This window comes from Leptospira idonii (genome assembly GCF_004770995.1).
Lineage (GTDB): Bacteria > Spirochaetota > Leptospiria > Leptospirales > Leptospiraceae > Leptospira_A > Leptospira_A idonii.
In genome coordinates this window covers 114,078-139,521 of record NZ_RQHW01000065.1, presented here as the reverse complement: position 1 = coordinate 139,521, position 25,444 = coordinate 114,078, and the positions used below count along the sequence as shown (strand labels likewise).

Annotated in this window: 25 protein-coding genes; 18 read left to right on the top strand and 7 right to left on the bottom strand. The window is 40.9% G+C overall.

The annotated features are described in order from the left end of the window. Window positions 1-63: 63 nt before the first annotated feature. Window positions 64-1,749, top strand: a complete 1,686-nt coding sequence (locus tag EHS15_RS16770) for a P83/100 family protein (RefSeq protein WP_135761733.1) — start codon at window positions 64-66, stop codon at window positions 1,747-1,749. A gap of 292 nt (window positions 1,750-2,041) precedes the next feature. Here EHS15_RS16770 and omp85 read toward each other — a convergent pair whose 3' ends face one another. Then, window positions 2,042-3,571, bottom strand: coding sequence for an Omp85 family outer membrane protein (gene omp85 / locus EHS15_RS16765; RefSeq protein WP_135761732.1), 1,530 nt, complete (start codon window positions 3,569-3,571; stop codon window positions 2,042-2,044). Between the two features lie 64 nt (window positions 3,572-3,635). Continuing rightward, a complete protein-coding gene (locus tag EHS15_RS16760; protein ID WP_135761731.1) occupies window positions 3,636-4,742 on the bottom strand; it encodes a tetratricopeptide repeat protein in 1,107 nt (368 codons plus the stop codon). Between the two features lie 111 nt (window positions 4,743-4,853). On the opposite strand from EHS15_RS16760, the gene ilvB reads away from it, so the two are divergent. The 3 genes from ilvB to EHS15_RS16745 are packed head-to-tail and all read left to right on the top strand — an operon-like array spanning window position 4,854 to window position 8,922. Then, window positions 4,854-6,560: a biosynthetic-type acetolactate synthase large subunit gene (gene ilvB, locus EHS15_RS16755; protein ID WP_135761730.1), complete on the top strand. Its 1,707-nt coding sequence runs from the start codon at window positions 4,854-4,856 to the stop codon at window positions 6,558-6,560. Beyond that, window positions 6,557-7,045 carry an acetolactate synthase small subunit gene (gene ilvN / locus EHS15_RS16750; RefSeq protein ID WP_135761729.1) on the top strand — a complete coding sequence of 163 codons (489 nt, stop codon included), beginning with the start codon at window positions 6,557-6,559 and terminating at the stop codon, window positions 7,043-7,045. The genes ilvB and ilvN overlap by 4 nt, the downstream gene beginning before the upstream one ends. A 35-nt stretch (window positions 7,046-7,080) precedes the next feature. Continuing rightward, window positions 7,081-8,922, top strand: a complete 1,842-nt coding sequence (locus EHS15_RS16745) for a peptidase MA family protein (protein WP_135761728.1) — start codon at window positions 7,081-7,083, stop codon at window positions 8,920-8,922. A 2-nt stretch (window positions 8,923-8,924) separates the two neighbouring features. On the opposite strand, the gene trxB is transcribed toward EHS15_RS16745, so the two are convergent. Next, window positions 8,925-9,866, bottom strand: coding sequence for a thioredoxin-disulfide reductase (trxB, locus tag EHS15_RS16740; protein ID WP_135761727.1), 942 nt, complete (start codon window positions 9,864-9,866; stop codon window positions 8,925-8,927). A gap of 64 nt (window positions 9,867-9,930) precedes the next feature. Next, window positions 9,931-10,455 (bottom strand): tetratricopeptide repeat protein, encoded by a 525-nt coding sequence (locus EHS15_RS16735; RefSeq protein ID WP_135761726.1) that lies wholly within the window; start codon window positions 10,453-10,455, stop codon window positions 9,931-9,933. Window positions 10,456-10,563: 108 nt separating this feature from the next. Between EHS15_RS16735 and xerD the strand changes: the two genes are divergently transcribed. The 5 genes from xerD to hslU are packed head-to-tail and all read left to right on the top strand — an operon-like array spanning window position 10,564 to window position 14,138. After that, on the top strand, window positions 10,564-11,460 hold the full coding sequence (xerD, locus tag EHS15_RS16730) for a site-specific tyrosine recombinase XerD (RefSeq protein ID WP_135761782.1): 897 nt from the start codon (window positions 10,564-10,566) through the stop codon (window positions 11,458-11,460). Further along, window positions 11,460-11,894 (top strand): ATP-binding protein, encoded by a 435-nt coding sequence (locus EHS15_RS16725; protein ID WP_135761725.1) that lies wholly within the window; start codon window positions 11,460-11,462, stop codon window positions 11,892-11,894. The genes xerD and EHS15_RS16725 overlap by 1 nt, the downstream gene beginning before the upstream one ends. A gap of 6 nt (window positions 11,895-11,900) precedes the next feature. Then, on the top strand, window positions 11,901-12,125 hold the full coding sequence (locus tag EHS15_RS16720) for a DUF167 domain-containing protein (RefSeq protein WP_135761724.1): 225 nt from the start codon (window positions 11,901-11,903) through the stop codon (window positions 12,123-12,125). Window positions 12,126-12,176: 51 nt separating this feature from the next. Next, window positions 12,177-12,710 carry an ATP-dependent protease subunit HslV gene (gene hslV / locus EHS15_RS16715; protein WP_135761723.1) on the top strand — a complete coding sequence of 178 codons (534 nt, stop codon included), beginning with the start codon at window positions 12,177-12,179 and terminating at the stop codon, window positions 12,708-12,710. 6 nt (window positions 12,711-12,716) lie between these two features. Continuing rightward, window positions 12,717-14,138 carry an ATP-dependent protease ATPase subunit HslU gene (gene hslU, locus EHS15_RS16710; protein WP_135761722.1) on the top strand — a complete coding sequence of 474 codons (1,422 nt, stop codon included), beginning with the start codon at window positions 12,717-12,719 and terminating at the stop codon, window positions 14,136-14,138. Here hslU and EHS15_RS16705 read toward each other — a convergent pair. Continuing rightward, on the bottom strand, window positions 14,135-16,087 hold the full coding sequence (locus EHS15_RS16705; RefSeq protein ID WP_135761721.1) for a bifunctional chorismate-binding protein/class IV aminotransferase: 1,953 nt from the start codon (window positions 16,085-16,087) through the stop codon (window positions 14,135-14,137). The genes hslU and EHS15_RS16705 overlap by 4 nt on opposite strands. Then, a complete protein-coding gene (locus EHS15_RS16700; protein ID WP_135761720.1) occupies window positions 16,003-16,836 on the bottom strand; it encodes a hypothetical protein in 834 nt (277 codons plus the stop codon). Before EHS15_RS16700 ends, EHS15_RS16705 begins: the two co-directional genes overlap by 85 nt. Before the next feature lie 86 nt (window positions 16,837-16,922). Here EHS15_RS16700 and EHS15_RS16695 point away from each other — a divergent pair, with 86 nt between their 5' ends. The 9 genes from EHS15_RS16695 (at window position 16,923) to EHS15_RS16655 (ending at window position 25,156) form a co-directional block, all read left to right on the top strand. Further along, window positions 16,923-17,165: a biotin/lipoyl-containing protein gene (locus EHS15_RS16695; protein WP_135761719.1), complete on the top strand. Its 243-nt coding sequence runs from the start codon at window positions 16,923-16,925 to the stop codon at window positions 17,163-17,165. After that, window positions 17,162-18,037: a metallophosphoesterase family protein gene (locus EHS15_RS16690; RefSeq protein ID WP_135761718.1), complete on the top strand. Its 876-nt coding sequence runs from the start codon at window positions 17,162-17,164 to the stop codon at window positions 18,035-18,037. Before EHS15_RS16695 ends, EHS15_RS16690 begins: the two co-directional genes overlap by 4 nt. Before the next feature lie 11 nt (window positions 18,038-18,048). Continuing rightward, window positions 18,049-19,101, top strand: coding sequence for an Mrp/NBP35 family ATP-binding protein (locus EHS15_RS16685; protein ID WP_135761717.1), 1,053 nt, complete (start codon window positions 18,049-18,051; stop codon window positions 19,099-19,101). Between the two features lie 48 nt (window positions 19,102-19,149). Further along, window positions 19,150-19,836 carry a hypothetical protein gene (locus EHS15_RS16680; RefSeq protein WP_135761716.1) on the top strand — a complete coding sequence of 229 codons (687 nt, stop codon included), beginning with the start codon at window positions 19,150-19,152 and terminating at the stop codon, window positions 19,834-19,836. Window positions 19,837-19,888: 52 nt separating this feature from the next. Continuing rightward, window positions 19,889-20,296, top strand: coding sequence for a peptide chain release factor family protein (locus EHS15_RS16675; protein WP_135761715.1), 408 nt, complete (start codon window positions 19,889-19,891; stop codon window positions 20,294-20,296). Window positions 20,297-20,299: 3 nt separating this feature from the next. Beyond that, entirely contained in the window at window positions 20,300-22,249 is a 1,950-nt protein-coding gene (locus tag EHS15_RS16670) for a PP2C family protein-serine/threonine phosphatase (RefSeq protein WP_246052254.1), read from the top strand. 188 nt (window positions 22,250-22,437) lie between these two features. After that, complete coding sequence (locus EHS15_RS16665) at window positions 22,438-23,055, top strand: hypothetical protein (protein WP_135761714.1); 618 nt, start codon at window positions 22,438-22,440, stop codon at window positions 23,053-23,055. Window positions 23,056-23,802: 747 nt separating this feature from the next. Further along, window positions 23,803-24,624 carry an AraC family transcriptional regulator gene (locus EHS15_RS16660; RefSeq protein ID WP_135761713.1) on the top strand — a complete coding sequence of 274 codons (822 nt, stop codon included), beginning with the start codon at window positions 23,803-23,805 and terminating at the stop codon, window positions 24,622-24,624. 73 nt (window positions 24,625-24,697) lie between these two features. Continuing rightward, window positions 24,698-25,156, top strand: a complete 459-nt coding sequence (locus EHS15_RS16655) for a VOC family protein (protein WP_135761712.1) — start codon at window positions 24,698-24,700, stop codon at window positions 25,154-25,156. 65 nt (window positions 25,157-25,221) lie between these two features. Here EHS15_RS16655 and EHS15_RS16650 read toward each other — a convergent pair whose 3' ends face one another. After that, complete coding sequence (locus EHS15_RS16650) at window positions 25,222-25,422, bottom strand: hypothetical protein (RefSeq protein ID WP_135761711.1); 201 nt, start codon at window positions 25,420-25,422, stop codon at window positions 25,222-25,224. Window positions 25,423-25,444: the final 22 nt, after the last annotated feature.

Sequence of the window (25,444 nt, the reverse complement as noted above, 5' to 3'; positions counted from 1 at the left end):
TGCAGATTCACTCTGATGCTATAAAATAGCTGAATTCTTATAAAAAAATTTCAAGAGGGTGAAATGAGATTATCTCGCGCTACCGCTTTGTTGCTGTTTGTTGTTGTTACCGGACTTTCTGCACAATCGAAAGCTCCGCTAGGTGAGTCCGAAATCAAAGGCTCTAAAAAAATAGAGTTTATCAACAGATCCTTAAAACGTGCCACTTCGGACATTTTACAGGAAAACCAGGAGCTGGGTAAAAAACTTTCCCAAGCTTTGGCAAAGTCGGATTCGTCCACTCAGAACGGTGTTACCATTCAGAGAATTCAGCCGGGAGCCGACGGGAAACTGGGAGCGGACATCCTTTCCATCAGCGAGTCTCAATCTTTCGATCACGTAAATTCGATCATTCGTATCGTTGCCGCTTATATGGAAAATTCATTCCAATATAAAGCCGGCGGTGCGGACACTCTCGCACAATATGTGTTATACTATAATGCCGCTCATAGAAAGGATCTAAAATATTTCTCAGGTAAATATTCCGAGAACGTAGTCAAAACTCTTTCTGCTGAGAAAGTAGGTATCGATACAAACTACAAAAACTGGTCCGGCAAAACTCAATTGATCATTCCGATCGAAAAGAACATCCTAAAAGACAGCGGTAAAGACGTCACAACGGACGAACTTGAAAAAGAAGTAAACAAGATCATTAAGGATAAAGAGAAAGATCCTGCTACAAAACAGAAGATGCAGGAAGAAGCCAAAAAAATGGACAAACTTCAAGATGATAAAATCAAAGAAGAAAAGAAGATCGTCCAAGATAAAAAACAAGAAGTAGCTAAAGAACAAAAACAAGTTCAAGAAAAGAAGGAAGAGCTTAAACAAAAAGAAACTACTTCCGTCGCCAGCTTGAATGAACTCAAAAAAGATCCTGTTAAAAACAAAGTCGAAATTGAGAAAAAAACGGAAGAAATCAAACAAATTCAGCAAGAACAAAAAGCTACGGAGACAAAAGAACAAGCGTTAGAGCAAAAGAAAGACGAGTTGGATAAAAAAGAAGAACAACTCGCTACGAAAGAAGAAGCTCGTAAGGACGACGGTTCTTCTACGACTGCAACTCCTACAAAAACGGAAGAAGCGGTAAAAGTTGCTGAGCAAAAAGTGGAAGAGTTGAAGACGGAACTTCAGGAAGTTAAGGAAGAACTCAAAAAGAAAGAAGAACAAAGCGATAACGTAGTGAACAATAAAATTTTGTTTATGAAGTTCATCAAATACGATGCGGACGGTCACTATTCCAACGAACTTTGGGCGATCGATACTGCGAAAGATGACGCTCTTTTCAAAAGCCCGTACAATAACATCTGTTCAAAAGAGTTTAAGGAAATCGCCAATCAAGGAGTCCTTGTTTTGGGTTATGACGGAGAAAAAGTAGAAACAAGAAAACATAAATTGGTTCTACTCGATCCTGATAAATTGGGAGTGAAGAAAACAAGTGAAGCTTCTGATATTTTCTGGAGAACTCCGATGATCAACCGTGAAGATAAAATTTACGTGATCGAAAAATTCCAAGATAAGTATCATGTTGCTCGATTCAAATCGGATCTTACTTTCGAAGCTCGTTCCGCAGAAGCGATCGAAGAAAATTCGGAAATCACTTTCTTCGGAGATAAGTTGTATGTGACTGGAAAACCGAAAGAGGGTGACAAAACTACAATTAAGATCTTCAAGAAAGGGGATCTAACTTTGATTAAAACAATCGCTCCGTAATTCTCTCTCTATAAGAAGAGAATGCGTAAAAGCACAGGAAAAGGGATTCCTTTTCTTGTGCTTTTTTTATGTGCGTAACTATTTCTTATTTGTGTGGTACCTACCGCAAGATTCCTTCTTTTCTCCGTATTTTCAAAAAGGCGAAAACATTTGGGCAAAAGAGCGAAAAGAAAAGTAAAAAAAATGCAAGCCTTCGAAAACCGATTGCCCGTTCGAAACGAAAATGATAGAGAGAGGTCATTGGGTGGCGGGAGGATTCCCCACCCAATGTCAGGGCGGGGAGATAATACCCTCAAAACACGTGGCTAAAATTTACGAAGAGCTGCTCGTCTTCCCTTGATTTGGCGTAGTCGATCATGATGATCGTCGCCTGGTTCCAAGCGATCCTAAGTCCGATCCCTCTGGAATATCTATATCCTTTCCATCCGATTTTATGTTCGTCGTCCCAAACTCTTCCGTAGTCAAAGAATGGAACCAGATTGAATGCGAAGTATTCTTCACCTAATTTCAATTCGGCAAACTTCCAACGTATTTCCGTATTTCCCCATCCCATTGTTCTTCCTACGAAACGATCCTGTTTGAATCCTCTGAGGGTTCGTAATCCTCCCAGTCCTCCGATGCTTCCTTCCGTTCCCCAGAGGTTTCTATATTCGAAAAAGGGAATTTCTCCGTCGGTGATTCCCATTGCGAACCTATTTGCTAACACAAGTTTATCGAATACTTTAGGAAACGGACTCCAGAAGAATTTCCCCTGTGCGAAATATTTTTGAAATTCATAATCGGAGCCGATCGCCTTTGCGTTTTTTTCGTAGGTTGCTTCCAGAAAAACTCCACTGTTGGGATCAGGCTCGAAGTCTCTAGTATCATAAACGATCCCTATACGCACCGAGTTCACATATCCACCGTTATATCCTAAAATTTTACCGGCGTTTTGATCTTCCGTAAGTCTAGTCGTTCCGTTGGGGACTTCTGCGCCGTAGTTGAGAGGTTCTCCTCCCAGCATGGGATCTTTACTTTGAACATATTTTCCGTCATAGGTTCTTACGATATTATTGGAAAGTTTGAATCCTGTTACGAGTCGGACTGTCCCGCCAACGAAAGAACGTTCCGTACTAAGAGTAGTCATGGGAGTTTCTATCTCATAACGATTGTACATTTTGTCCGTGACTAAAAAGCCGGGCTGGCTGGGAAAACCCGCATAGGTCCTGTTTGCGATTCGAACCGGATCGGACGGCCCACCGCTTCTAAAGTAATTTAGATTGTTTTCCTGATCCGCATAACTTGCATTTGAAACATATCTTCCGTCAGGTTGATTTCTGTCCAAATAGGAAAGTGGCTTCATACTGTCTTCCCCTACACCGAAATAGAGTGTAGTGGGAGTGATCGTCAAAAATGCGTCCGCTCTCAATCTCCATTTCGTATCGGCGATGAAAGGCATATCCAAACTGAGCTGGTGGTATTGAGCGTTTTTATTGGTATTAAAATACTGAGCGAACAACCTCATTCGGTAGGGAGTATACTGAAAAAGGGGATCTTCCTTTTTTCCGTTGTCGTAAAGATAGGCCCTTACTCCGTAACCGATCCCTTCGTTCGGATCGGAATTGATGAGAGGAAGCCCGGTGGGATACCATCCGTCTTTCTTATTATCAATATCTTTTTTACAAAGTTGTTTGGAAGGATCCATCGGAAAGGGGAGGTCGGTTCTGGGGGCAGGTTTTTCGCAGCCGGCCTCCGGAGTGACATCTTCCGCAGATTGTTCTTTAATGGACACAACGTACGCAATAAACGTACAAATCAAAAAGAAAGATTTCCATTGATTCATTTGGGATCCCCGTGATTGTCATGGGGATAAACCGAAATGAATCAAAGTCAATAAGAAAAAGAGATTAATCTTTTAAGTATTCGATTCTTTCTCGGATGGCTTCGTTCGAGGGGATTTTCTTCGACAAATCTTCCAACATTTTGATCGCTTGGATCTTTTTTCCCATCGTATCCCAAAGGTCGGAAAGTTCCAACGCAGGTCTGGGATCGTTCGGGGACTTGCTGAGAAGGGAAATATAAATTTCTTCCGCTTTGTTTAGGTCACCAATCAGCTTCAATGCGGCCGCTTTTCCCAAGAGGGCGAAATAATCGTCTCCGGAAGCTAGAATTCTATTGAAACATTCCAAAGCTTTGTCGTATTTTCCCAGACCTCTGAGTGAGTCCGCATAACGGTTGATAATGAGTTTGTTGTCCGGATCGAATTCCAGAATTCTTTCCCAGTATTGGATGGCGGTCTGAAAATCTTTTTTTCCTCTATAGGATTCCGCAAGCCCATAGAGAGCGAAAAAGTTCTTTTGGTCCAGTTCTTTGGCTCGATCGTAATAAATCACCGCTTTGTCGAAGTCCTTGATTTTGCGGTAACTGTTTCCTATTTCCGTCAGGATTTTAATATTGTTAGGTTGTGTAGAAAGCAGTTTTTCCCACCATTGGATTGCTTCCGCATATCTTTGGCAGGCGAAAAATAAATGGCCTAGACCTACGATCACATACTGGTCGTTGGGATTGATTTGAAGCGCTTCCATATAATAAACTTCCGATTCTTTGAAGTTTTTTAATTTTCTATGAGCGTCTGCCACTCTGGAAAGGATACTTGCATCTGTGATTGTTATATGATGAAATTCTTCCGCTACTTCTATGATTTTTTTGAGACTGTTCAAGTCTCTGTAACAGTTCATCAGCCCCATTAGGGAAAATTTATTGGTTCCGTCCTGAGCCAAACATCGTCTGTAATAATTAATGGCTTCCGCAGGTTGTTTTGTTTTGGCGTAATAGTCTCCGAGACCTACCAGTCCGTAGGTATTGGTAGGATCCTCTTCCAATAGGATCTCCAGGCGTTCCTTTGCCTCTCGAAAGCGGCCCTGGTCGAGGAAGCGATAGGCTTCCTTAGCTAGCGATTTGATTTTAGAGAATTTTTCGTCTTCTTGCGGTTTTTCTATTTCGGTGTTGTCCATGAGGAAGGCTCAATAATCAGTTTGAAATTTTAGACAGCAAAAATCGACTCAAAAACGAGAGAACATTGACGGATTGCCCTTTTTTGCAGAAATGACATAGGGGGAATCAACATGTCATCATCATCCGAAGCCATTACCGGCGGCAGACTCATGGTCGAACTCTTGGAAGAAGCAGGTGTCGAAATCGTGTTTGGTTATCCCGGTGGAGCGATCCTTCCTTTCTATGACGAGCTCTATCATAGCAAAAAAATCAAACACATTCTTGTCAGACATGAGCAAGGTGCCATACATATGGCAGAAGGGTACGCCAGATCCACAGGAAAGTTGGGAGTCTGTATCGCCACCTCCGGTCCGGGTGCTACTAATTTAATCACCGGGCTCACTGATGCTAAACTAGATTCCATTCCCATCTTAGCGATCACCGGTCAAGTTCCTACAACCGACATAGGAACGGACGCTTTTCAAGAAGCGGACATCTATGGAATCACCATTCCCATCACGAAATACAATGCACTGATCAAATCCGCAGACGATATTCCCCGTCATTTTGAAGAAGCGATGAAAATCGCACTGGGAGGACGTCCCGGTCCCGTTCTTTTGGACTTCCCGAAAGATGTTCAAAACCAAAAAACCACAGTGAGAAAAGCTACCTCTCTGAAAATCGCAACTCATCATTACGAAAGACAAAAGGTAAAAGGGGATGTTCAGGAATTTGCGGAAGCTTTAAATAACGCAAAACGTCCGTTACTTTATGTGGGCGGAGGAGCCATCAACTCTTTCGCATCCGCAGAGATCAAAGCTCTTGCCGAAAAAGCGAATGCTCCCGTGACAACCACTCTTATGGGACTGGGAGCTTTTCCCGGAACTCACCCTTTGAGCGTGGGAATGTTAGGAATGCATGGAACTGCATATGCGAATAAAGCAGTTTTAGAATGCGATTATATTCTAAATTTAGGAGCTCGTTTTGACGATCGAGTCGCTCGTTACCAAGACTTCGCTCCTAATGCGGTTCGTGCCCATGTGGACATTGATGCAGCCGAATTCAATAAAAGGGTCAATGTTGATTACATTCTGCACGGAGATCTGAAAGATGCAGTCCGTGAAATTCTTCCTTATATCAAAACTTCCGACAGAACCGACTGGATCTCTCAAATCAACGATCTGAAAAAGAATCATCCTCTCGCTTTCGATAACTCCACGGAAGACATCAAACCTCAAGATTTCCTAAAACAAGTTTATGAGCGCACTAAAGGAAAATTCATCGCATCCACGGATGTGGGCCAACATCAAATGTGGGCGGCTCAATACTTTCTTTTTGACGAACCGAACACTTGGCTTACTTCAGGCGGACTAGGAACGATGGGATACGGACTTCCTGCCGCAATAGGTGCCAAATTCGGAAACCCGGATAAAACTGTAATTTGCGTAACCGGAGACGGTTCCTTTCAAATGTGCATTCAGGAATTGGCTACAATCGCACAGTCTAAGTTAGGTGTAAAAATCCTTCTTTTTAATAACAACTTTTTGGGAATGGTTCGTCAATGGCAGGAGCTATTTTACGAAGAACGCTTCAGTGAGTCCCAATGGACCTATAACCCTAATTTTGTGAAGCTTGCCGAATCTTACGATATCCCTGCTATGAGAATCGAGAAAAAATCGGAAATCCAGAAAGGGCTCGATTTTTTTCTGAAAGACGACGGAGCTTCTCTCATCGAAGTGATGATTCCTGCTGAGGAAAAAGTGTTCCCTATGATCCCTGCCGGAAAATCGCAAAGAGATCTTCTTGAATTTAAGGACTTGGCTAAGTTAAAAAAATGAAACATACATTAAGCATACTTGTGAACAATCATCCGGGAGTGATGAGCCATGTTTCCGGACTTTTTACCAGAAGAGGATATAACATCGATTCCATCGCAGTAGGGGTCACAGACGATTCCGAAGTATCTTCCATGACCATCGTCCTCAACGGAGACGACACCATCGTCGGCCAGGTAAAAAATCAATTACTCAAACTTCCGGATGTGCTGAAAGTGCAGGATATGGCCTATGCCAGTTCCGTGCAAAGAGAACTGGTCCTCATCTCCATAGTGATCACAGAGACAAATCGTTCGGAAGCTTTGACCGTATGCAATGGGTTTGGTGCGAAAATTTTGGAACTCACGGAAGATTCTCTTTTACTCGAATTTTCAGGCAATTCCAGACAGGTAGGAAATATGATTTCTTTGATGAAACAATTCGGAATCAGGGAAATTTCCAGAACCGGCCAAATCGCAATCGCCTATAGAAATCAAATCGCTACATAAATAAGTTTCCGGTGGGTTTCTTTGATGAAAGAAACTTGACCGGAATCAAAATTAAACCGGAAACTTACCTCATCTCCCCTAACGGTAAGTTCATGTTTTCGAAAAATCAAACCCGCTTTTTTCTATTCTGTTTTTCCCTTCTCTTTGTTAGTTCCTCGTTTTCCCTGTTTTCTCAAGAGGCAAAACCTAAGGCGGTTTATTCGGATCCTTCCCGTAAAATAGAAACCAAAAGATACGATTTCGGGTCTACAGCTCCTAGAGAATATGACCAGTTGTCCTCTTTGGAAGAACCGAATCTAAAAGATCTACGTTTAAAATTCAATGCGCAAATCCCTGGGTATTATACCGGTCCGGACGGTGGGGAAGTATATATTTTCAAGCCGAATCAATACCAATGGAAAAGAAAAGACGGAAGCACCTTTTTCGAATTTGAAGGAGGCAACTGGAGGCTTGAATTAAGCAACGGTTCCAGCTTCATTTCCTATACATTGAACTGTAGCGGTTGTTTGCCGAAGTTGCATTGGAGATGGGGAGATGGAACTCAGATTTGGAAAGAGTGGATCCCTCATCGTAAAGATTTTGAATGGGTCTTTCAAAAGACAACACCTCCTCTTCTGAATTGGCAGATCGTAGATCCTTCGAAACGAGGTTTCCAAAAAAGCAATGTTTCCATTTATGAATTGTATCACTCTCCTAACTGGAATCTTTTCGTGAAAGGCCTTAAAGAAAATTTCAAAGACAAAGAGTTCTTTGAATTCGTAAGGAGAGAATTCAATTTGGAGAATCGGGGAAAGGTTCCCGTTTTGATGTTTGCCTCCAATGCGGAGATCACTACCTATGAAGGAAAAAAACTAGTCGGCGGTTCCGAAGAAGGCGGTTTCGGAAGTCAAAATGCGATCACTCTCTGCTGCGGGAACAAACAATTTCAAGAAACTGACAGTTCCGTTTTGAACGAGGATGCAAAAAGAAGAGGACGATATGAAACCTTTTATCACGAAGCGACCCATAATTTAACTCAAATTACATGCACTTCCTATAAAGCAGAGGCGGATAAACTGAGTCTTCCTGTGACGATCGACCATTGGTTTGAAGAAGGATTTGCAAACTATGTGGCGGGGCAATTCTCTCCTCGTGAAAAAAACTATATATATACGGAATTAGACAAAAGAATCAAAGAAGGTAAAATTCCCAGAACATTCAAAACACTTGTGGATCAAGGATACAAGGACATGATTCCTTATACGTTAGGCGCATATATGGTGGAATATATGCATTCCCGTTACGGAGGAAGGGCGGTTACGGAATACCACAAGAACACTTGTCTGGGAATGGATCTATCTTCCGCTTTGGAAAAAACGACAGGAATGAACCCGGATCAGTTTATAAAAACGGTAGTATCCGATTTTCAAACCAAGATGCAGTCTTTGAAACAAAAAGACATGAAAAAATCGTCTATGCAAGGTTTTACGGTAATGATGCCGAAAAACAGAAGAGAATACGATGCATTCGTATCCAGAGAATATACCGTTCCTTCTTCTATCGCAGACATTCGGAATTACGACGATGTGCCCAATCTTCAGAAAATCTTTCAGGCAAACGTGGAAGATTATTCCAAGCTGAGAGAAGGGGAGTTTGATGCTCCTGGAAATGCGATTTTCTTTTTGTTCAAAAACGGACTCTATAAATGGTTCACTTCTACCTGGGAAGTAGGAGTATTTCCAGGCGATCAAATCGTTTTACAAAAGGACGGTTGGCAGTTTATAGAGTGGGAGGATGGAACGAAAAAAGCGATGTCTCCGGACGGAACATCGGTTATGTTTTGGTCCAGAGAACAAAAAGGTTACTTCGATAAATCGGGGAAAAAAATCGATCTTTGATTCTAGTGGCCTTCTAACCAGCGTTCCGCTTCGAGCGCTGCCATACATCCGCTTCCTGCCGCAGTGATGGCTTGTCTGTACACTTTGTCCTGAACGTCTCCTGCGGCAAAAACACCTTCTACATTAGTTTGAGTCGTTCCTGGTTTTGTGATGATATAACCTGTTTCGTCCAAATTCAATTGGCCTTTGAAAATTTCAGTATTAGGAACGTGGCCGATTGCATAGAAAAGACCGCCTACTTTAAGTTCTGTGGCAGATTTGTCCACAGTGTTTTCCAAAGTGATCGCAGTGAGTCCTGAGTTTTCCCCTTTAGCTTCCGTAACGGTTTGGTTCCAAAGAATTTCAATTTTAGGATGATTGAGCGCTCTCTGTTGCATGATTTGAGAAGCTCTCAATTGGTCTCTTCTGTGCACAAGATACACTTTGGACGCAAATTTGGTAAGATGGTTGGCTTCTTCGACTGCGGAATCTCCTCCTCCGATGACGGCGAGTTCCTTGTTTCGATAGATAGGCAAAGCTCCGTCGCATACGGCACAAGCGGAGATTCCTCTTTGCCAGTAGGTTTCTTCTCCTTTGACATGCATACGTTTTGCAGTTGCCCCGGTTGCAATGATCACAGCATCCGCTTCTATTTTTTCATCATCCGACCAGAGAACGAAAGGTCTTTTGGAAAAATCGACTTTGGTGATGGTTTGGGTATGGATGGTAGCTCCGTATTTTGCGGATTGTTCTCTGAAAAGCTGAGTGAGTTTGGTTCCGTCGATTCCTTCAGGAAAACCTGGAAAATTTTCAACTTCGGTAGTGGTAGTGAGCTGACCGCCTGCGGCGACTCCTCCCGCCATAAAGCCTTCATACATCACCGGATTCAAATTTGCTCTCGCTGCATAAATTGCTGCTGTGTGTCCTGCTGGACCGGATCCGATGATTACGACTTTATGTGCCATATTTTACTCCAATTTATAATGATTCTAATTCTTAGACGGTTTTTCTGTCAACGAGTCCGTATTCTTAAATCTTGGATTCACAAGCTCTCACCCAAGGGGCGTAGTAGGGATCGTTGGAAAGAATGTTCGTTTCTAGGGCTTGCAGATAATCTTTTTGTTTGTAATTTCTTGTCAAACAAAGGTAGGTAGATTCGAAAAAATCTGCTACCTCCTTTTTCCCTAAAAAGCGCACTTCTTCCAGGATTTGAAGAGCTTCCTTTTCGTAACCGGTAGTGAGGTAAAGACGGAAGAGTTCTCTTTGTATGTCCTGGTCTTCTTTGTGGGTTTTGTAATATTTTTCCAGATAATAAAGGGAAGTGGCTGTGGACCCACCGGATTCCGCCAAAAGGAGACCCATTCTTTTTAAAACAGGGGGATAGTCTGAGTTTTCCCTAAGAGAAAGTTCATAATAATAAAGAGCTTTCGTCTTTTCTCCTTTTTCCTCCCAAAATTTTCCCTCTTGGAAGAGCTTTTTTTCCTTTTCCGCACAGGAAGCAACTAACAAGGCGCTTAATGCCAGAAGGAAGAATCTTTTGCTAAAATCTCTCACTTAACCTTTTTTCCAATCATTCACCCATGTGGCAAAAAAATAATAAGTCTCTTTAAGGTTTTTGTCCGACTCTTTTAGTAACATAAGAGAGTCACAATGGGTTCCAAATTGCCAAGTTCTCAAAATCAGCTTCTGCAAACATTCCAAGAATACCTTTCCGTTGAAAAAGGGTTAAGCGATAATTCTATTTATTCCTACGGTTACGATCTCAATAAGTTTGCGATCTTCTTAGAAAAGGAGCATATCAACTTCCTTGAAGTCAAAGCGAATGATATCATGCGCTTTTTGGAAGAAGAAAGAGAGAGAAAAATCTCTGCGAAGACTTTGGCGAGGGAAGTGGTCGCCATCCGACAGTTCTATAAGTATCTGCGTGATGAAAAGAGACTCGATTCCAATCCTACGGAAAAGATAGAAACTCCCGAAGTCGCGAGAACCATTCCCGACTATCTGACTCAAAACGAAATCGATGAGCTCTTCAAAAACATCAAAGAAGACAATCTCTACGAATTGAGAGACAAATGTATTTTTGAATTATTATATTCTTCCGGACTCAGAATTTCGGAAGCCTGCAACCTGAAAATCGGTGATGTGGATATGGAAAATATGACCATCACTGTGGAAGGAAAAGGCGGAAGACAAAGACTAGTTCCTTTCGGTGAAAAATCTTTGGAGATTCTAAAAAAATATCTTACAGAGAGCCGCCCTGAAATTTTGAAAAAAAGAACCTGCGAATTCGTATTTGTTTCCAAAAAAGGATCATATATCAATCGTAAATCGGTTTGGCGTCTTTTGAACCATTACATCAAAAGAACCAAAATCAAAAAGAAAGTGACTCCGCATACTCTCAGACACTCATTCGCCACTCATCTTTTGGAAAACCATGCAGATCTCAAATCGGTTCAGGAACTGCTCGGACATATCGATATTTCTACCACTCAGATTTATACGCATATGGCGAACAAAACACTGAAAGAAGTGCATAAAAAGTTCCATCCGCGTGGATAATGTCCGCTTCTAAATTGAAAAAAACGGACTATGGAAAAGTAGTCCGTATTCAAATTCCTTCTCACCCCAGATACATCTCCCAAACCAGAAACTATTTTTTTAACTTAGCACTCGATCATGGTTACACATTGTTCGATGCGGTCGATCTGAAGCTCATACTAGGGGAAGCTGTCTCCAACGTCATTAAACATGCGTATAAGGGACATACCGACAAACCAATCTTTATCGATTTTTATTTCGAGAGGGATCGAGTGGAAATTAGAATCAGGGACTACGGAGTCAAAACGCAAGCAAAAGATCTAAAGAGTTTCGATCTAAGCGATTATAGAGAAAGTGGGATCGGAATTTTTCTCATCAAACATCTGACAGATTATTATTTTTTGGATCAATCCTTCGAACAGGGAAACCAGATGGTCCTCATCAAAAAGAAGTAACGATCGTTGGTTTTATCCGTCCAGGTTCGTCCCGGTTCCAAGAGACCTGGCATCGAAAAAATTTCAGAATTCGAATGGATCGTGCGTCTTAATTCCCCTCCTGTAGACGGCAAGGCGAATGAGGAATTGATCCGCAGGATCGCAGAAGAATTTCATATAGCAAAATCGAAGGTTTCGATTCTTTCCGGTCTCAGTTCTAAGAAAAAAAAGATACTTGTGAATCTGGATTAAATTCAAATCCATTTTCCTCGACATTCTTTCCTGCCTTTAGATTCTATCCCTATGGAAGCCATTCACGCCACTACAATCCTTTGCGTCAGAAAAGACGGCAAAACCGCTATGGGAGGAGACGGCCAAGTCTCCATGGGTCATACGGTTATGAAACATACTGCCCGTAAGGTGAGACGGCTCTACGGCGGTAAGGTGCTGGCAGGATTCGCAGGATCCGCCGCAGACGCTTTCACCTTGTTTGAGTTATTTGAGAAAAAACTGAACGAACACAGCGGTTCCGTTTCCAGAGCGGCGGTGGAGCTGGCTCGTGAATGGAGAATGGATCGTATGTTGAGAAGGCTGGAGGCGCTTCTCATCGTTTGTGACGAGTCCGAATGTTTTTTAATTTCAGGCACAGGGGATGTGATCTCCCCGGATGACGGAGTTCTTGCCATCGGCTCCGGTGGAAATTATGCGCTTTCTGCCGCCAGGGCGCTTGTGCAAAACACTTCCCTTTCTCCTAAAGAAGTCGTAGAAAAAGCGATGAAGATCACTGCGGAAATCTGCATTTATACAAACCATAATTTGGTGTTAGAGGAATTATAATCATATATGGAAATGAAAGAAATTATAGCGGAAGTGGCTTCCGACATTGAAAACCCTTCGTTCGATCTGACTCCTAGAGAAATCGTAACGAAATTGGACGAACACATCATAGGTCAATCCAAAGCAAAAAAAGCGGTAGCAGTTGCCTTGAGAAACAGAACTCGTCGTAGAAAACTTTCCGCCGATCTGAAAGAAGAAATTTATCCTAAAAATATCATCATGATCGGACCTACCGGTGTAGGAAAAACGGAAATCGCAAGAAGATTATCCAAGTTATGCGGTGCTCCTTTTTTGAAAGTGGAAGCTACCAAATACACGGAAGTCGGTTATGTGGGAAGGGATGTGGAGTCCATGATCCGTGATCTTGCAAACATCTCCATGAATTTGGTGAGAAACGAATTCAGAGAAAAAGTTAAGGAGAAGGCTGCAGAAAGAGCGGAAGAAACCATTTTAGATATCATACTTCCTCCCATCTTCCATAAAAAAGAAGAAGAGTTGAGTGCGGAAGATAGGGAACGTTTCGAGAGTTACAAACAATCCCGTGAAAAATTCAGGGCCAAACTCAGAGAAGGAAAGTTAGACGATCAAGAAATCGAACTCGACATTCCTAAACTTCCTTCTCCTTCCGGGATGCCTATGTTGCAAGTGTTCGGTGCAGGAAATATGGAAGACTTGGACAATCAAATCCAAAACATATTGGGTGATCTGATGCCTAAAAAACAAGGCAAAAGAAAAATCAAAGTAGTTGAGGCAAAAAAATTGGTGAGTGATGCGGAAGCGGAAAAGCTCATCGATGCGGAGAAGATGCAGTCGGAAGCGATTCGCCGTGCGGAAGAAATGGGAATCATCTTTCTCGACGAGATCGATAAGATCGCGGGGCGGGAAGGAAGGCAAGGGGCGGATGTATCTCGAGAAGGAGTGCAAAGAGACCTTCTTCCTATCGTAGAAGGTTCTACCGTGACGACTAAAATCGGACCTCTTCGCACCGATCACATTCTGTTTATCGCTGCGGGCGCCTTCCATATGTCCAAACCTTCCGATTTGATTCCGGAACTACAGGGACGTTTTCCTATCCGTGTGGAATTGGACACTCTTTCCCGGGAAGATTTCGTAAAGATATTATCCACTCCTAAGTCTTCTCTCACCAAACAGTATGAAGCTCTTTTGGCAACGGAAGAAGTTCACTTGGACTTTACGGAAGACGGTGTGAGAGAGATTGCAAACTTAGCTTTCGAAATGAACGAGAAAAACGAAAACATAGGTGCCCGCAGGCTCAATACCATCATGGAGAAACTTTTGGAAGACACCAGTTTCGATGCGCCGGATTTACCTGCGGACCAAAAGAAAATTCGAATCGATCAGAATTTCGTTCAATCCAAACTGAAAGGAATCATCGAAGATAAAGACTTGAGTCGATTTATTCTTTAGGAAATCGATTCTCTTAAGGAAACTCTTTCTAGTCCTCTCAAAGAATTTCCTACTAACACCAAGTCCGCTTCCAAAATATCTTTGGGAGCGGTTTTCCTTTCCTTTACCCAAGACTTTTGAATCAGATATTCTCTGAAAGTTCCAGGAAGTCCTCCTGAATGCAGATCGGGTGTGAACCAGATTCCTTCTTTTTGATAAAACAAATTTCGAATGCAGGTTTCGGATACATCCCCGTTCTCCTGGATCAGAATGCTGTCTTCACATCCTTCTTCTTGGGCTTTTTCCAATTCTTCCTGATAAAAATTACGAACAGTTGTTTTGTGATATAAGAACAAATCGTTCGGATTCAATTTGTTTTTCGACCAGGAAAGTGTGACTGTTCTGGATTTTCCTGTTCTTGTGAAAGCGAAGGACTCCGCTCTGAAATCTCCTTTTCGATTCAATAACAACCTGATTCTCAATAAACCGGATGCTACTTGGGAAATGGATTCCAATGCCTCGTTCGCTTTTTGTTCCGAAAAGGGATATCCGAATCGGAATGCGGATTCTTTCATTCTTTTCAGATGAAGGGATTTTAATCTGTATCTTCCGTCGAAAAAACGTAAGGTTTCCAAAATCTCGAAATCCGGCTTGTCTTCCGAAGAAAGAAAGTGCAGTTTCGATAAACATTCATTATATTCTTTTTCCGGATCGGACAAAACGGTGATCCCGCTGCCCACGGAATAGTTTCCTTCCAGTGTTCCTTCTTCCCCTTTCAATTCAAGTGTGCGGATGGCAACATTGGCAGTGGAGTGCATTTTTCCTTTTTCGAATTCCAGATTGAAAATGGATCCTGTATAAATGCCTCTTTCCCTGTTTTCGATTTCCCGAATGAGCTCTTGGGATCTGATTTTGGGAGCTCCCGTAATCGATCCGGAAGGAAAAAGTTGGGATACCAGATTGGAAAAGGAAATGTTTCCATTTAACTTTGATTTTACGACAGACACCATCTGCCATACGGAATCCAAAGGAACTGTCTGAAACAAAGAAGGAACTTCCACCGAACCGATTTCGGAAATTTTACCCAAATCGTTTCTGAATAAATCGGTGATCATCACGTTTTCCGCTCTTTCCTTTTCTGAAGTTTCCAGATCTTTTCTGGCAATCAGATCTTCCTGATAGGAGATCCCTCGTAGAGACGTGCCTTTCATTGGTTCGGTAGTGATGTTTTTATCTTCCAGATTCCAAAACAATTCGGGAGAGAGGGATAAAATCACGCTTCTATTTAAGGGAAGATAGGCGGAATATTTCGTTTTCTGTTTACGTTTGAGTTTTTGATAAATAAAAAACGGATTTCCTTTGGCTTTGACCTTGGTTTCAAAACTCAAATTCAATTCGTAACTCTCTCCTTCTTTTAGGAAGGATTGTCCTCGTTTCACTTGATCCGTATAGATTTGTTTTGCGTTTTCAGGAAGGATGGATTCGATTTCAGAAACACCAAGTTCGTTTAGGTTGGGAGTTTGGTATCTGATTTTCTTTTTAGATTGAAAAACGAAAGCTTGAAGAAGCCTTATTTCGTTTGTGAACTGTTTTGCGACCTGATGAAGTTTCGGCTCGAATAAAAAACCTGCTTCGTAATTCATCGCACAGATGATGAAAGATCCCGATTTGGCGCGAGCTTCCAGATCATCCAGGGTTTGTTTCAGTTTTTGGAGAGTTGTTTCCGGCTGAGAGTTTTCTGAAAATACCGTGAACTCTTCTTGGAGGGTATGATACCAATCGGCGGTCGTGATTCCTGGGGCGCTGACATTATCTTCGAAGAGCACTCCTTTGGTGAGGGAATACTCTTCGTAAAATGCGTTCCAGCTTAGGATTTCTTTCGTGGTTAGAACTCCATCCGTTGCAGCGCATCGATCGGATAATTGAGGTAAACGGAAGTAGCATGTTTGCTCGTTTGAATGTCGAAACAATCGAGAGGATCTAACGCTAAATTATAAAACCCTTCGTCGATCATCGCAATTCCGAAACCTGCACTTTCTTTCTCATCCAAAAAGTCGGGACGGAAAAACTCTGCGGACTTTCCTTCTTTGGCAAGTTCTGCATGTCTTCCCCGACTTTTCTGAATGCGGGACAAATCCATTCCCATAATAGGAGAATCGTTACGGATTCGGATGTAAAGTGTAGTAGGTCGGATTTCGATTTTCAAAGAAATACGAAGATCGTATTTTTTAACTTTTTCCCGAACCAAATCCAGAAACTCCAAATCGTTCTCAGTGAGCTGTTTTTTGGATTTTCTTTTGTCGGTAAGAGTGAGAATTTTTTGAACCGTCTTTTTGATTTTATCAGGAACAATATAACGCTGCATTGCGTCCCGAAGAGGTTCCGTTTGCAAAATGGTGTTTAATAATTCTTCCGCTTCTTCTTCGGGAGTTTGTCCTGCACCTTTTAGTTTGGAAAGCAGTTCATCCTGAAAGATCACAAAACGAATGTTACCTTTTACTGCATTGAGAAGCGCTTCCATAAGGCCGCTGAAAAGATGGAAAGAGGTCAGCGGGTTGGCGCCCACTCGATCCAAAATCCTCTGCACTACCTCGTTGATGATGTCTCTTGTCGGTTTTGTGAGCCCTTTTAATTCGAAATGAAAGTGGTCACTCTTTAGAATGGAGTCAAGGTTTTCTATGATTTCTTGACCCTTGTATTTGATTTTCTCGTTTCCCATTGGGCTATTCAGAACTTTTATGTTAAAAAACTAGGGAAAGATGGATTTGTAAACCAGTTTTCCATCTGGTTTTAGGGTTTGGTCTAATGAAAGAATTCCTCTTAAAAACTCCCGATTTAGGTGATACGGAAAAGATAGAATTGGTGCGCTGGTTGTTTCTTCCCGGTCAAAAAATCAATCAGGGAGACGAAGTCATAGAGTTAGTTACGGACAAAGCCGCATTCCCTGTAGAATCTCCTTACACGGGAATCCTGAAAGAAATCAAAATAGAATCGGGCTCCGTCGTTAAAAAAGGGGATGTTCTGGGGGTAATGGAAATCTCAGAATGAAAATCATTCATATTTCCGATCTTCATTTTCCGACTCATCTGCCTTTGTTCTCCTTGAGAGGGAAATCCGTCATAGGGTATTTGAATTACAGTCTTCGCAGAAGAAAAAAATATCCCATGAAGCTGGTAGAGACTCTTATCTCTACCATTCAAGATTTAGAATATGATGCATTAGTGATTTCAGGGGACATTACGAATGTTTCCCATGAAAGTGAATTTATTCGCGCAAAAAAAATACTAAGTCCCGTTTTAAATGAAAAAGCCTTCCTCATTCCAGGAAATCACGATCGTTATAAAAAAGAGTCCTTAAAACCCGAATCTTTGTTCGAAAAACATTTCGGCGATTATTTGGGAGAATCCCTTTCTTCCTCTTATTATTTAAGAAGAAAAGAGATCGCAGGCCAAAGTTTTATCGGATGGGATTCCAACCAACCTTTGCCCATTGCCAAGGCCAACGGATACGTTCCTTTGGAAGTGATCGGCGAAACATTTGAAAAACAGAAAAAAGACTACGTGCTTGTCTGCCACCATCCCCTCTGGAATCCCAAAGGGCAGGAGGAATCAAGCGGTCATAAAATGAGCAATCGTGCCGATGTGGCAAAATCTTTAAATTCCCAACCGCCGTCCTTATATTTACATGGTCATACGCACACGAATTGGATCAAAAAACCGGGGAACTTGATGCCGTTTTACATCGTGAATTCCGCATCCAGTACCAGACTTTCCGATTCAGGCCATGAATGCGGATTCCATTTGATCGAAAAAGATAACAACGGTCAGTATTCATTCAAACGATATATATATTTGAAAAATAAAAACGAATTTAAGGAAAGCCCTCTTGTTTTTCTCGATGAAGAAAACGGCGTAGTGTAAGGATAGATTATATGGCAAATGCAAAACCGGACCTGACTTCCATACAAAGACAGTTGATGCAAGTGAAACACCCCGAACTCAAAAAAGACATAGTGAGTTTGGGAATGGTCGCGAAGGTGGAACCTACCGACGACGGAATTCAAATTTTCATCAAAACACCTAATAATGACAGACGATTGCAGATCGGACTGGAAGCACAAACAAGACAGCTTGTTTCCAAATTGGAAGGTGCCGGAAAGGTAAAGATTAAGTTCGAAGTCGACCAGAATATGAAGATGGAAGACGGGAATAGAATCGTCGGAGTCAAAAAAGTGATCGCGGTCGGATCCGGAAAAGGGGGAGTCGGAAAGTCTACCGTCACCGCCAACTTAGCCTCTGCACTTTTGAAGGCTGGTAAAAAAGTAGGTATTCTGGATGCAGATATCTACGGACCGTCTCTGGGAAAAATGTTCGGAGTGAATGGTAGAGTCGCTTTGAAGTCGGAAGAAGATAAAATTTATCCTCTCGACAAACACGGATTAAAACTTATTTCCTTCTCGTTTTTGGTGGCAGAGGATCAACCTGTTGTTTGGCGGGGACCTATGCTTGGAAAAGCGATTGAACAGTTCTTATACGATGTGGTATGGGGAGAGTTGGATTATCTTCTCATCGACCTTCCTCCCGGTACGGGAGATGTTCAATTGTCTTTGGCGCAGCTCATCGATTTGGATGGCGCCGTGATTGTGACAACTCCTCAAGATGTAGCCGTCCTGGATGCGGGAAGAGCTGCTGCGATGTTCAAACAAGTGAAAATCCCTATCTTAGGTATCGTTGAAAATATGTCGGGTTTTGCATGCCCTAAATGCGGACATGTCACAGATCTTTTCTCCAAAGGGGGAGGAGGAAAATTGGCGGCGCAGATAGGAGTGCCTGAACTAGGTTCCGTTCCTCTTACTGTGGAGGTAATGCGATCCGGTGAATCGGGAACGCCTGCGATCTTAGCGGAATCGAAAGGACCACTGAACGATTCGTATGCAAACATAGTGAAAAATCTAGAATCTCAAATTGCTTTATGGGAAGATTAAAAATCAGTTGTTTCTTTCAAGAGTTTGGAGTCTAAAGAGAGTAAGAGTATGAACTTTGAACGAGGCTCCAAACCGAATCCTACAGGCAATCTAATTGCCTATTGCCATGTCTTCGGGGAGAATCCGATCGCCCCCGGAGGGAAAATCATCGCTTCCAATGTAGTAGTGAGTTTCCTCAAAATCGGGGACAATTATCCGGTAGTGACCTTTCCTCCTGTCGCCTTATCCTCTAAAGACGAATTATTGAAAATTTTATCGGACAACATCCAACTTTACGATGTGGTTCAGCTTCCCGACTTCCAAATGCCGGAAGAAAAAGACCAAGCAAATCAATACATCCAAGAAAGGATGGAGCAGTTCAATTCCATGGTGATGCGTTACGTAGAGTTCTGTAAATCCAAGGAAAAGAAAATGTCTACAGTCGTTGACGATAAAATCGAGGGAATCGCACAGCCTTTGGAAACTTTGGCCAATCTTTCTTTGGAGTTTCGTAATTCTTCCGGGATCGCCAAAGAAGCGACTCGTTTGAAAATGGATCGCATTGTGGATTATTTCCAAAACCACCATCCTCAATTGGATATCGATAATTTCAGAAAGGCGCTTGTGTTTCCCGGAAAGTTAGGGGATGAACTAGTCAGTCTTTATATCCAAAAATTCAATGCCATTCAGATCGAGAATTACGAGGATGCCTCAGACTTACGCCGCAGAATCCTTGCTATCGAATCGATGTCTTAATCTAAATTCGTCAAAAATTTCTTGACAAGATTCCAAAACCTAAGATATTCAAATGCCCCTATCCTTTCCCGTATCGGTGGAAAAAAACGAATCGCTTCGGAAAAGAATGGGGGAACTCAAAATTTTAGAATCCGATTTGGATGAAAGTTTTGTCCGTTCCGGTGGGAAAGGGGGACAGAACGTCAATAAAGTATCTACCGCAGTTTTTCTAGTTCATAAACCGACAGGTATCAGCGTAAAATGTTCCGTGTATCGCACGCAGGGATTGAATCGATATAAAGCAAGAGCTTTGTTATGTGAGCGCCTATCGGGAATTACCGAAGGATCTGCTTCCGATAAAGAAACGGAAAGATTAAAAATTGCAAAAAGAAAAAAGGACAAAGCGAGAAGGATCAAAAATAAGATCAATGAGCGGAAAAACTTATCCGTCGAATCGAATGAAAATCATGAGGATGATTGAGATATGTCTTTTCCGCAGATGAATATTTTTTCCGGCTTACGTCCTTTTTTTCACATTTCATTTGTTATTTGTTTGCCTTTGTTTTTTTCCTGTTCCGATGTTTTTCTTCCGTATCATGCGGAGGATTGGAGAAGCGGGTGGGAAATGCGCTGGGTCGATGAAGAAAGGTTTTTCGAGTTTAGTCCCGATGAGGAAAACAAAGCTCCCGGTTATAAACAATATAGAATCCCTCATATCTCGATGGAACATCCTACAGGAAACATCTTCATTGCCCGCAAAAAATGGACAGGAGGGGGAGAGAATGAACACCCTTCCCTTTACATTCGGGGAGGGGCCAGGTTGTATGATATCTACTGCGGCTCTGAAAAAATCTCCAGACAATTCTCTTTGGAAAAAAAAGCGAATGCCTCCGGAAATATCACCTATCAAAGAAAATACGATTCTTCCTTTTTTCCTGTCATTGCTCTTCCCGAATCCTGCAAAAATCAAAACTTATATGTGATTTTCTTCTCGGAAAATAATTTCCCCGTTGGTTTTACCGAGTCTCCCGTTTATTCCGATCTGACTTCGAATTACAAAGCATTGGAAAATAGAAATCAGTCTTTCGCAGGGATCGGTTTTTTCTTCATTGTGTTAGGTGTATTTTCCAGTTATCTTTATCTGCGCAGAAAAAAAAGATCTCTCATCGCATTTACCATATTCTCTTTGGTATCAGGGCTTCATTTTATGTCCCAGGTAGGTTTTTGGGGATATTTTTTCTATGACGACAGTCTTCCTGATTTTTATATTTTCGTTCTGACATTGTTTGCCATCCCCATCTCCGGTTTGTATTTTTTCGATAAACTCTTCGGAGTCGGAAGGATGAACATCATACGAATGTTATGGCAGTTCCATATCGTTTTCAGCATTGTGATACTGACTTTAGCGTTTTCTGGTGCGGTCACTTTTACTTTAGCATTGATTACATTTGCATGGGTTTCTCTGCCGTCTCTCATCCTTCAGGTTTTAATCGCATGGAGTGAAATCGTTTCCGGTAAACCTAGAGCCTGGATACTTGCCATCGGTGCATTGATACTTTTGGTTTTCAACGGACATGACATTCTTGTTGCGATGGATTTGGTTCACGCAATCGGTAGACTGGCGCCTTGGGGATTTTTTTTATTCGTACTTTCTTTGTCTCTTTACGGAGAACATATCTTTCGCGATTCAGAAGTGAGATATGTGGCTTTGCAGAAAGAGATCGTAACTGCCGCGAGAATTCAAAATGCGATTTTACCTCCCAGCCCGCCTAATTGGGAAAATATGAAAATCGCCGTTTATTATCAGCCTTCCCATGAAGTAGGGGGAGACTTTTACGATTTTCAGGCCCTTGGAAACCGTAAATACGGAATTTTAATCGCAGATGTCGTAGGACATGGATTAGGTGCGTCTATTATTGCATCCCTATCCAAATTCGCTTTTTTTCAAAATCATCAATATTGGACGAATCCTTGTTTTTTATTGGCTGCAATGAACGACGATTTGGTGAAAAGATCTCAGGGAAGATTCACAACTGCTTCTTATTTTTATTTGGATCGGGAAAAGATGCATTTTACCGTTTCCAGTGCGGGGCATCCTTCTTGTTTTCATTGGAGTCGTTCCAAGGGAGAGATCAACGAAATCAAACCAAAAGGCAAACCTCTGGGCATTCTGGAAAACTTGAGTTTTTTTGAAGAGGAGTATCCTTTTGAAGTAGGGGATAAGTTTTTGTTTTATACGGACGGTTTGACGGAAGAGCTGGATAAAACAGGAGAGGAATTCGGCTCCGAAAAATTGAAAAAATGTTTTTTCGATGCGGTGAGTCTGCCAAGTAATTTGGCGGTTCATTCCATCATCGATGAGTTCAAAAAAGAACTTTCGTTAGATGGTCTCCCTCACGACGACATCACTTTGATTATTTTGGAAGTTTTATAATGGTATTTTTTTCTTTTACAATGAAATAGGTCTGGGATATGTGTCTGAGCGAGGCAGGATTAGCAAATCCGGAAGAGGATGGTAAGATTCTTTGATCTTACTCAATAAAGAAAATACTTATGAGATATCGCCAGCTAAATATAATCCTTATAACAATGACTCTTGTGACTTCATGTTATACTTTTCGAATGACCGAAAAGGTTACTAACGCCATCACAAATGAAAAAAGTGTATATAAAATTAAAAAACTTCACTCTTGGAGTATTACGCCTGAAAATGTTATAATCATTGAAGCCGATATTCAGAATGAATCAGTAATATTTAAAAATCTTTGCACTTACATTAAATCCCCTTATCGATATTTGGAAGTAGTCTTTTCCGAATGTAAGCCTATCCCAAATACAAAGAAAATAGATGCTAAATTATTGAGTAAAGAAGAATGGATCAATACAGATTCAGTCTACATGAAATTTAAGATCCCTATTTTTGCACAGGATGAAAATCAAGTTGATTATTATGAAATAACCGGTGTTCCTAAATTTGAGAATATTTCTGATCATAGTATTTCTAAAATGAATACAAATCAAATGAGGTTTGGTTTGATGCCTGTATATCCTTTGGCTTTTTCTTATGATTTAGTTGCCGGTACCCTTCATACAATCGGAATGCCTTTTGGCGCTGTATGTTTTATCGGATTTAGAAATGAAGCTACAGGAAGAAATTTTGATCATAAATCTTTCAAGTATTTTCTTTCCATGCCATTCTGCGGCACATATATAATTCTTAGTTATCCTTCTATGTTATAATAGTGTATTTTTAAGAGCCGGATTTTACATATTTAAATTATTGAATTGGTTTCGCTTAGATCAGAAATCAATATATCATCTCTTTGGCTATACATGTTCAATTCCTCGGACAATGCGGGATCAAAAAACTTAATTTGAGAAGATCGATAGAAAAACTCCCCGATAACGAAAAATATAAGTAATAAGAACATTGTCTTCGTAATGTATATGATATAATCCATGTGCAAATTCGAATCTTCTTGAATCGTAAGTGAAGCGGATTGTCCATAAATTTATGAAAGATTTTGATTTACCATTATATCTTTCCTTGAAGAGGAAATTGAGTCGAAATTGTAATGAAACAATCCGAAAATTATGGAACCTATTTTTATATTGGGAGAGATCCGAAAGTGATGTACATCGAACTTCGGTCCTGAGAAAGAAAGGTTTGGAATATAATTTAGAGTTTTCATAAACATCAGGAATGTATACTTTCTTATGTTCTTTGAGCTTGCCTAAAATGGATATATCGCAAGAGCCTTCAATCGCAAAGGCATTGAATTGAGTTTGTATGTTGAAATATTTGAAATTTTCGGAAGAGTCTCGGTTGTCCTTGAGCATTTATTTTGCTAAAGAAACATATACGATAAAGCAGAGAACTAAATCGGCATTATCTGCTTTGATATATTTTATAGAATGAAATAAAAACACAGAAATAAATTTTCAATTATATGGTTATATTGCAATGCAATTTAAAAGGATTTTTTTATGAAATACGAAACCTTCTCACCGAAAGCGGATTTAGATTCTCTTGTTAAATGTTATTGGACGTTGGAAATACCGGCTGAAAGTCATTATGAACGACAACAAATTCTTCCTGATGGCTGTATCGAAATGGCTTTTATTCTGGGAGAAGATATCAAACGTTATACTTTTGAAAATGATTTTATTTTTCAGCCTAGAGCAATGGTGATCGGACAAATCACCGAACCTTTTTACATTGAACCGACAGGATATGTGGATTCCTTTGCGGTTAAGTTTTATCCTTATGGAATTGCTAACTTTGTGAATGTGTCTGTTGAGAGTTTGGCAAATAAAGAAACACCTCTGGAATTTTTATTCGGTGAAGAGATTGCCAAGGAATTGAAATCGAAAATCGTTCAAGCGGCAAATACACAAGAGAGAATACGAATTGTAGAAGCTTTTCTTTTGAGTAAACTGAGAGAAAAATCAACGGTAGATCAGATCGTAAAGACGACGATTGATGCAATTATGACGGCAAACGGAAGTATTTCTATCAATGATATTCTGGAAGAGGACCTTGCCAAAAGAAGGCAGTTGGAAAGAAAATTCCAAAAGCAGATTGGAATCAGTCCAAAAAAACTGGGGAAAATCATTCGCTTGCAAACCGCTTTAAAAATGCTTCTCAAAGGACAATCTACAAGTCTGACTCAAATTGCTTACGAGAGTGATTATTTCGACCAAGCTCATTTCATAAAAGATTTCAAAGAGTTTACAGGAATGAATCCTAAAAAGTTCTTTGGTAACGAAACAATGATTCTATCCTCTCTTATTTATTCAGAAGAATAATCTTAATCTGTCGTATTTTTACAATTTTGTTCATCTTCTTTGGGATAAACTATGAAAAAGAAACGAGGAATCAATGAAACAATTGTTAATCATTACTGCAATCATTCTTGGAATGGGAATGAGCAATTGCAAAAAAGAAGATAAAGTTAGCTCGGAAACATCGAATCAAAAATTCGTATCTATTGTCGAAATCCCTACTACGGATTTTTCAAGAGCAATCGGATTCTACCAAACGGTTTTAGGGATTACGATTGAGAAAATGGATATGGAAGGGGTGCAGATGGGTGTGTTCCCTGAAAGTGGAGATGCAGCGTATGTCGTTTTAGTCAAAGGAAATGATTACGTTCCTACAAAGAACGGAGCTGTGATTTATCTAAATGCAGGAAATGATTTACAGCCCACTTTAGATAAAATTGAGAAAAACGGTGGAAAAATCATTGTAAACAAAACGGAAATCAGTCCTGAAATGGGCTTCTTTGCTTTGTTCCTTGATACGGAAGGAAACAAACTAGGATTACATTCTAGGAATTAGGATGATTGAGAAAAGGCAACAGTTCCGTAAGTCATAGTTTGTATCGTCCTTATCGATAGATGGGTTTAATATAGATCTAGTTTTAGACTTTCAATTTTGGATTGTACGCCTAATTCAAGACTTTTGAGTAAATATGGGTTAAATGCCTTGTATTTGATGAGAATAAATTTTTCATCTTCAGGCGATGTTTCCTCTTCATCATAGTAAGGAAATAATTCTTCATGCTCTGTTAAAAACCCGAAGGATATCTCATTAAAATTCATCATATCGTGTTTTTCGAAGTTTCGC

Excerpts from the sequence above, each read along its gene's own strand:
- trxB (WP_135761727.1), bottom strand. The coding sequence starts at position 9,866 with ATGGCACATAAAGTCGTAATCATCGGATCCGGTCCAGCAGGACACACA.
- hslU (WP_135761722.1), top strand. The coding sequence starts at position 12,717 with ATGGAAATGAAAGAAATTATAGCGGAAGTGGCTTCCGACATTGAAAAC.
- EHS15_RS16680 (WP_135761716.1), top strand. The coding sequence starts at position 19,150 with ATGAACTTTGAACGAGGCTCCAAACCGAATCCTACAGGCAATCTAATT.
- EHS15_RS16675 (WP_135761715.1), top strand. The coding sequence starts at position 19,889 with ATGCCCCTATCCTTTCCCGTATCGGTGGAAAAAAACGAATCGCTTCGG.
- ilvB (WP_135761730.1), top strand. The coding sequence starts at position 4,854 with ATGTCATCATCATCCGAAGCCATTACCGGCGGCAGACTCATGGTCGAA.
- EHS15_RS16670 (WP_246052254.1), top strand. The coding sequence starts at position 20,300 with ATGTCTTTTCCGCAGATGAATATTTTTTCCGGCTTACGTCCTTTTTTT.
- EHS15_RS16685 (WP_135761717.1), top strand. The coding sequence starts at position 18,049 with ATGGCAAATGCAAAACCGGACCTGACTTCCATACAAAGACAGTTGATG.
- EHS15_RS16760 (WP_135761731.1), bottom strand. The coding sequence starts at position 4,742 with ATGGACAACACCGAAATAGAAAAACCGCAAGAAGACGAAAAATTCTCT.
- EHS15_RS16690 (WP_135761718.1), top strand. The coding sequence starts at position 17,162 with ATGAAAATCATTCATATTTCCGATCTTCATTTTCCGACTCATCTGCCT.
- EHS15_RS16665 (WP_135761714.1), top strand. The coding sequence starts at position 22,438 with ATGACCGAAAAGGTTACTAACGCCATCACAAATGAAAAAAGTGTATAT.
- hslV (WP_135761723.1), top strand. The coding sequence starts at position 12,177 with ATGGAAGCCATTCACGCCACTACAATCCTTTGCGTCAGAAAAGACGGC.
- omp85 (WP_135761732.1), bottom strand. The coding sequence starts at position 3,571 with ATGAATCAATGGAAATCTTTCTTTTTGATTTGTACGTTTATTGCGTAC.
- EHS15_RS16770 (WP_135761733.1), top strand. The coding sequence starts at position 64 with ATGAGATTATCTCGCGCTACCGCTTTGTTGCTGTTTGTTGTTGTTACC.
- EHS15_RS16695 (WP_135761719.1), top strand. The coding sequence starts at position 16,923 with ATGAAAGAATTCCTCTTAAAAACTCCCGATTTAGGTGATACGGAAAAG.
- EHS15_RS16655 (WP_135761712.1), top strand. The coding sequence starts at position 24,698 with ATGAAACAATTGTTAATCATTACTGCAATCATTCTTGGAATGGGAATG.
- EHS15_RS16725 (WP_135761725.1), top strand. The coding sequence starts at position 11,460 with ATGTCCGCTTCTAAATTGAAAAAAACGGACTATGGAAAAGTAGTCCGT.
- EHS15_RS16660 (WP_135761713.1), top strand. The coding sequence starts at position 23,803 with ATGAAATACGAAACCTTCTCACCGAAAGCGGATTTAGATTCTCTTGTT.
- EHS15_RS16700 (WP_135761720.1), bottom strand. The coding sequence starts at position 16,836 with ATGGGAAACGAGAAAATCAAATACAAGGGTCAAGAAATCATAGAAAAC.
- EHS15_RS16650 (WP_135761711.1), bottom strand. The coding sequence starts at position 25,422 with ATGATGAATTTTAATGAGATATCCTTCGGGTTTTTAACAGAGCATGAA.
- ilvN (WP_135761729.1), top strand. The coding sequence starts at position 6,557 with ATGAAACATACATTAAGCATACTTGTGAACAATCATCCGGGAGTGATG.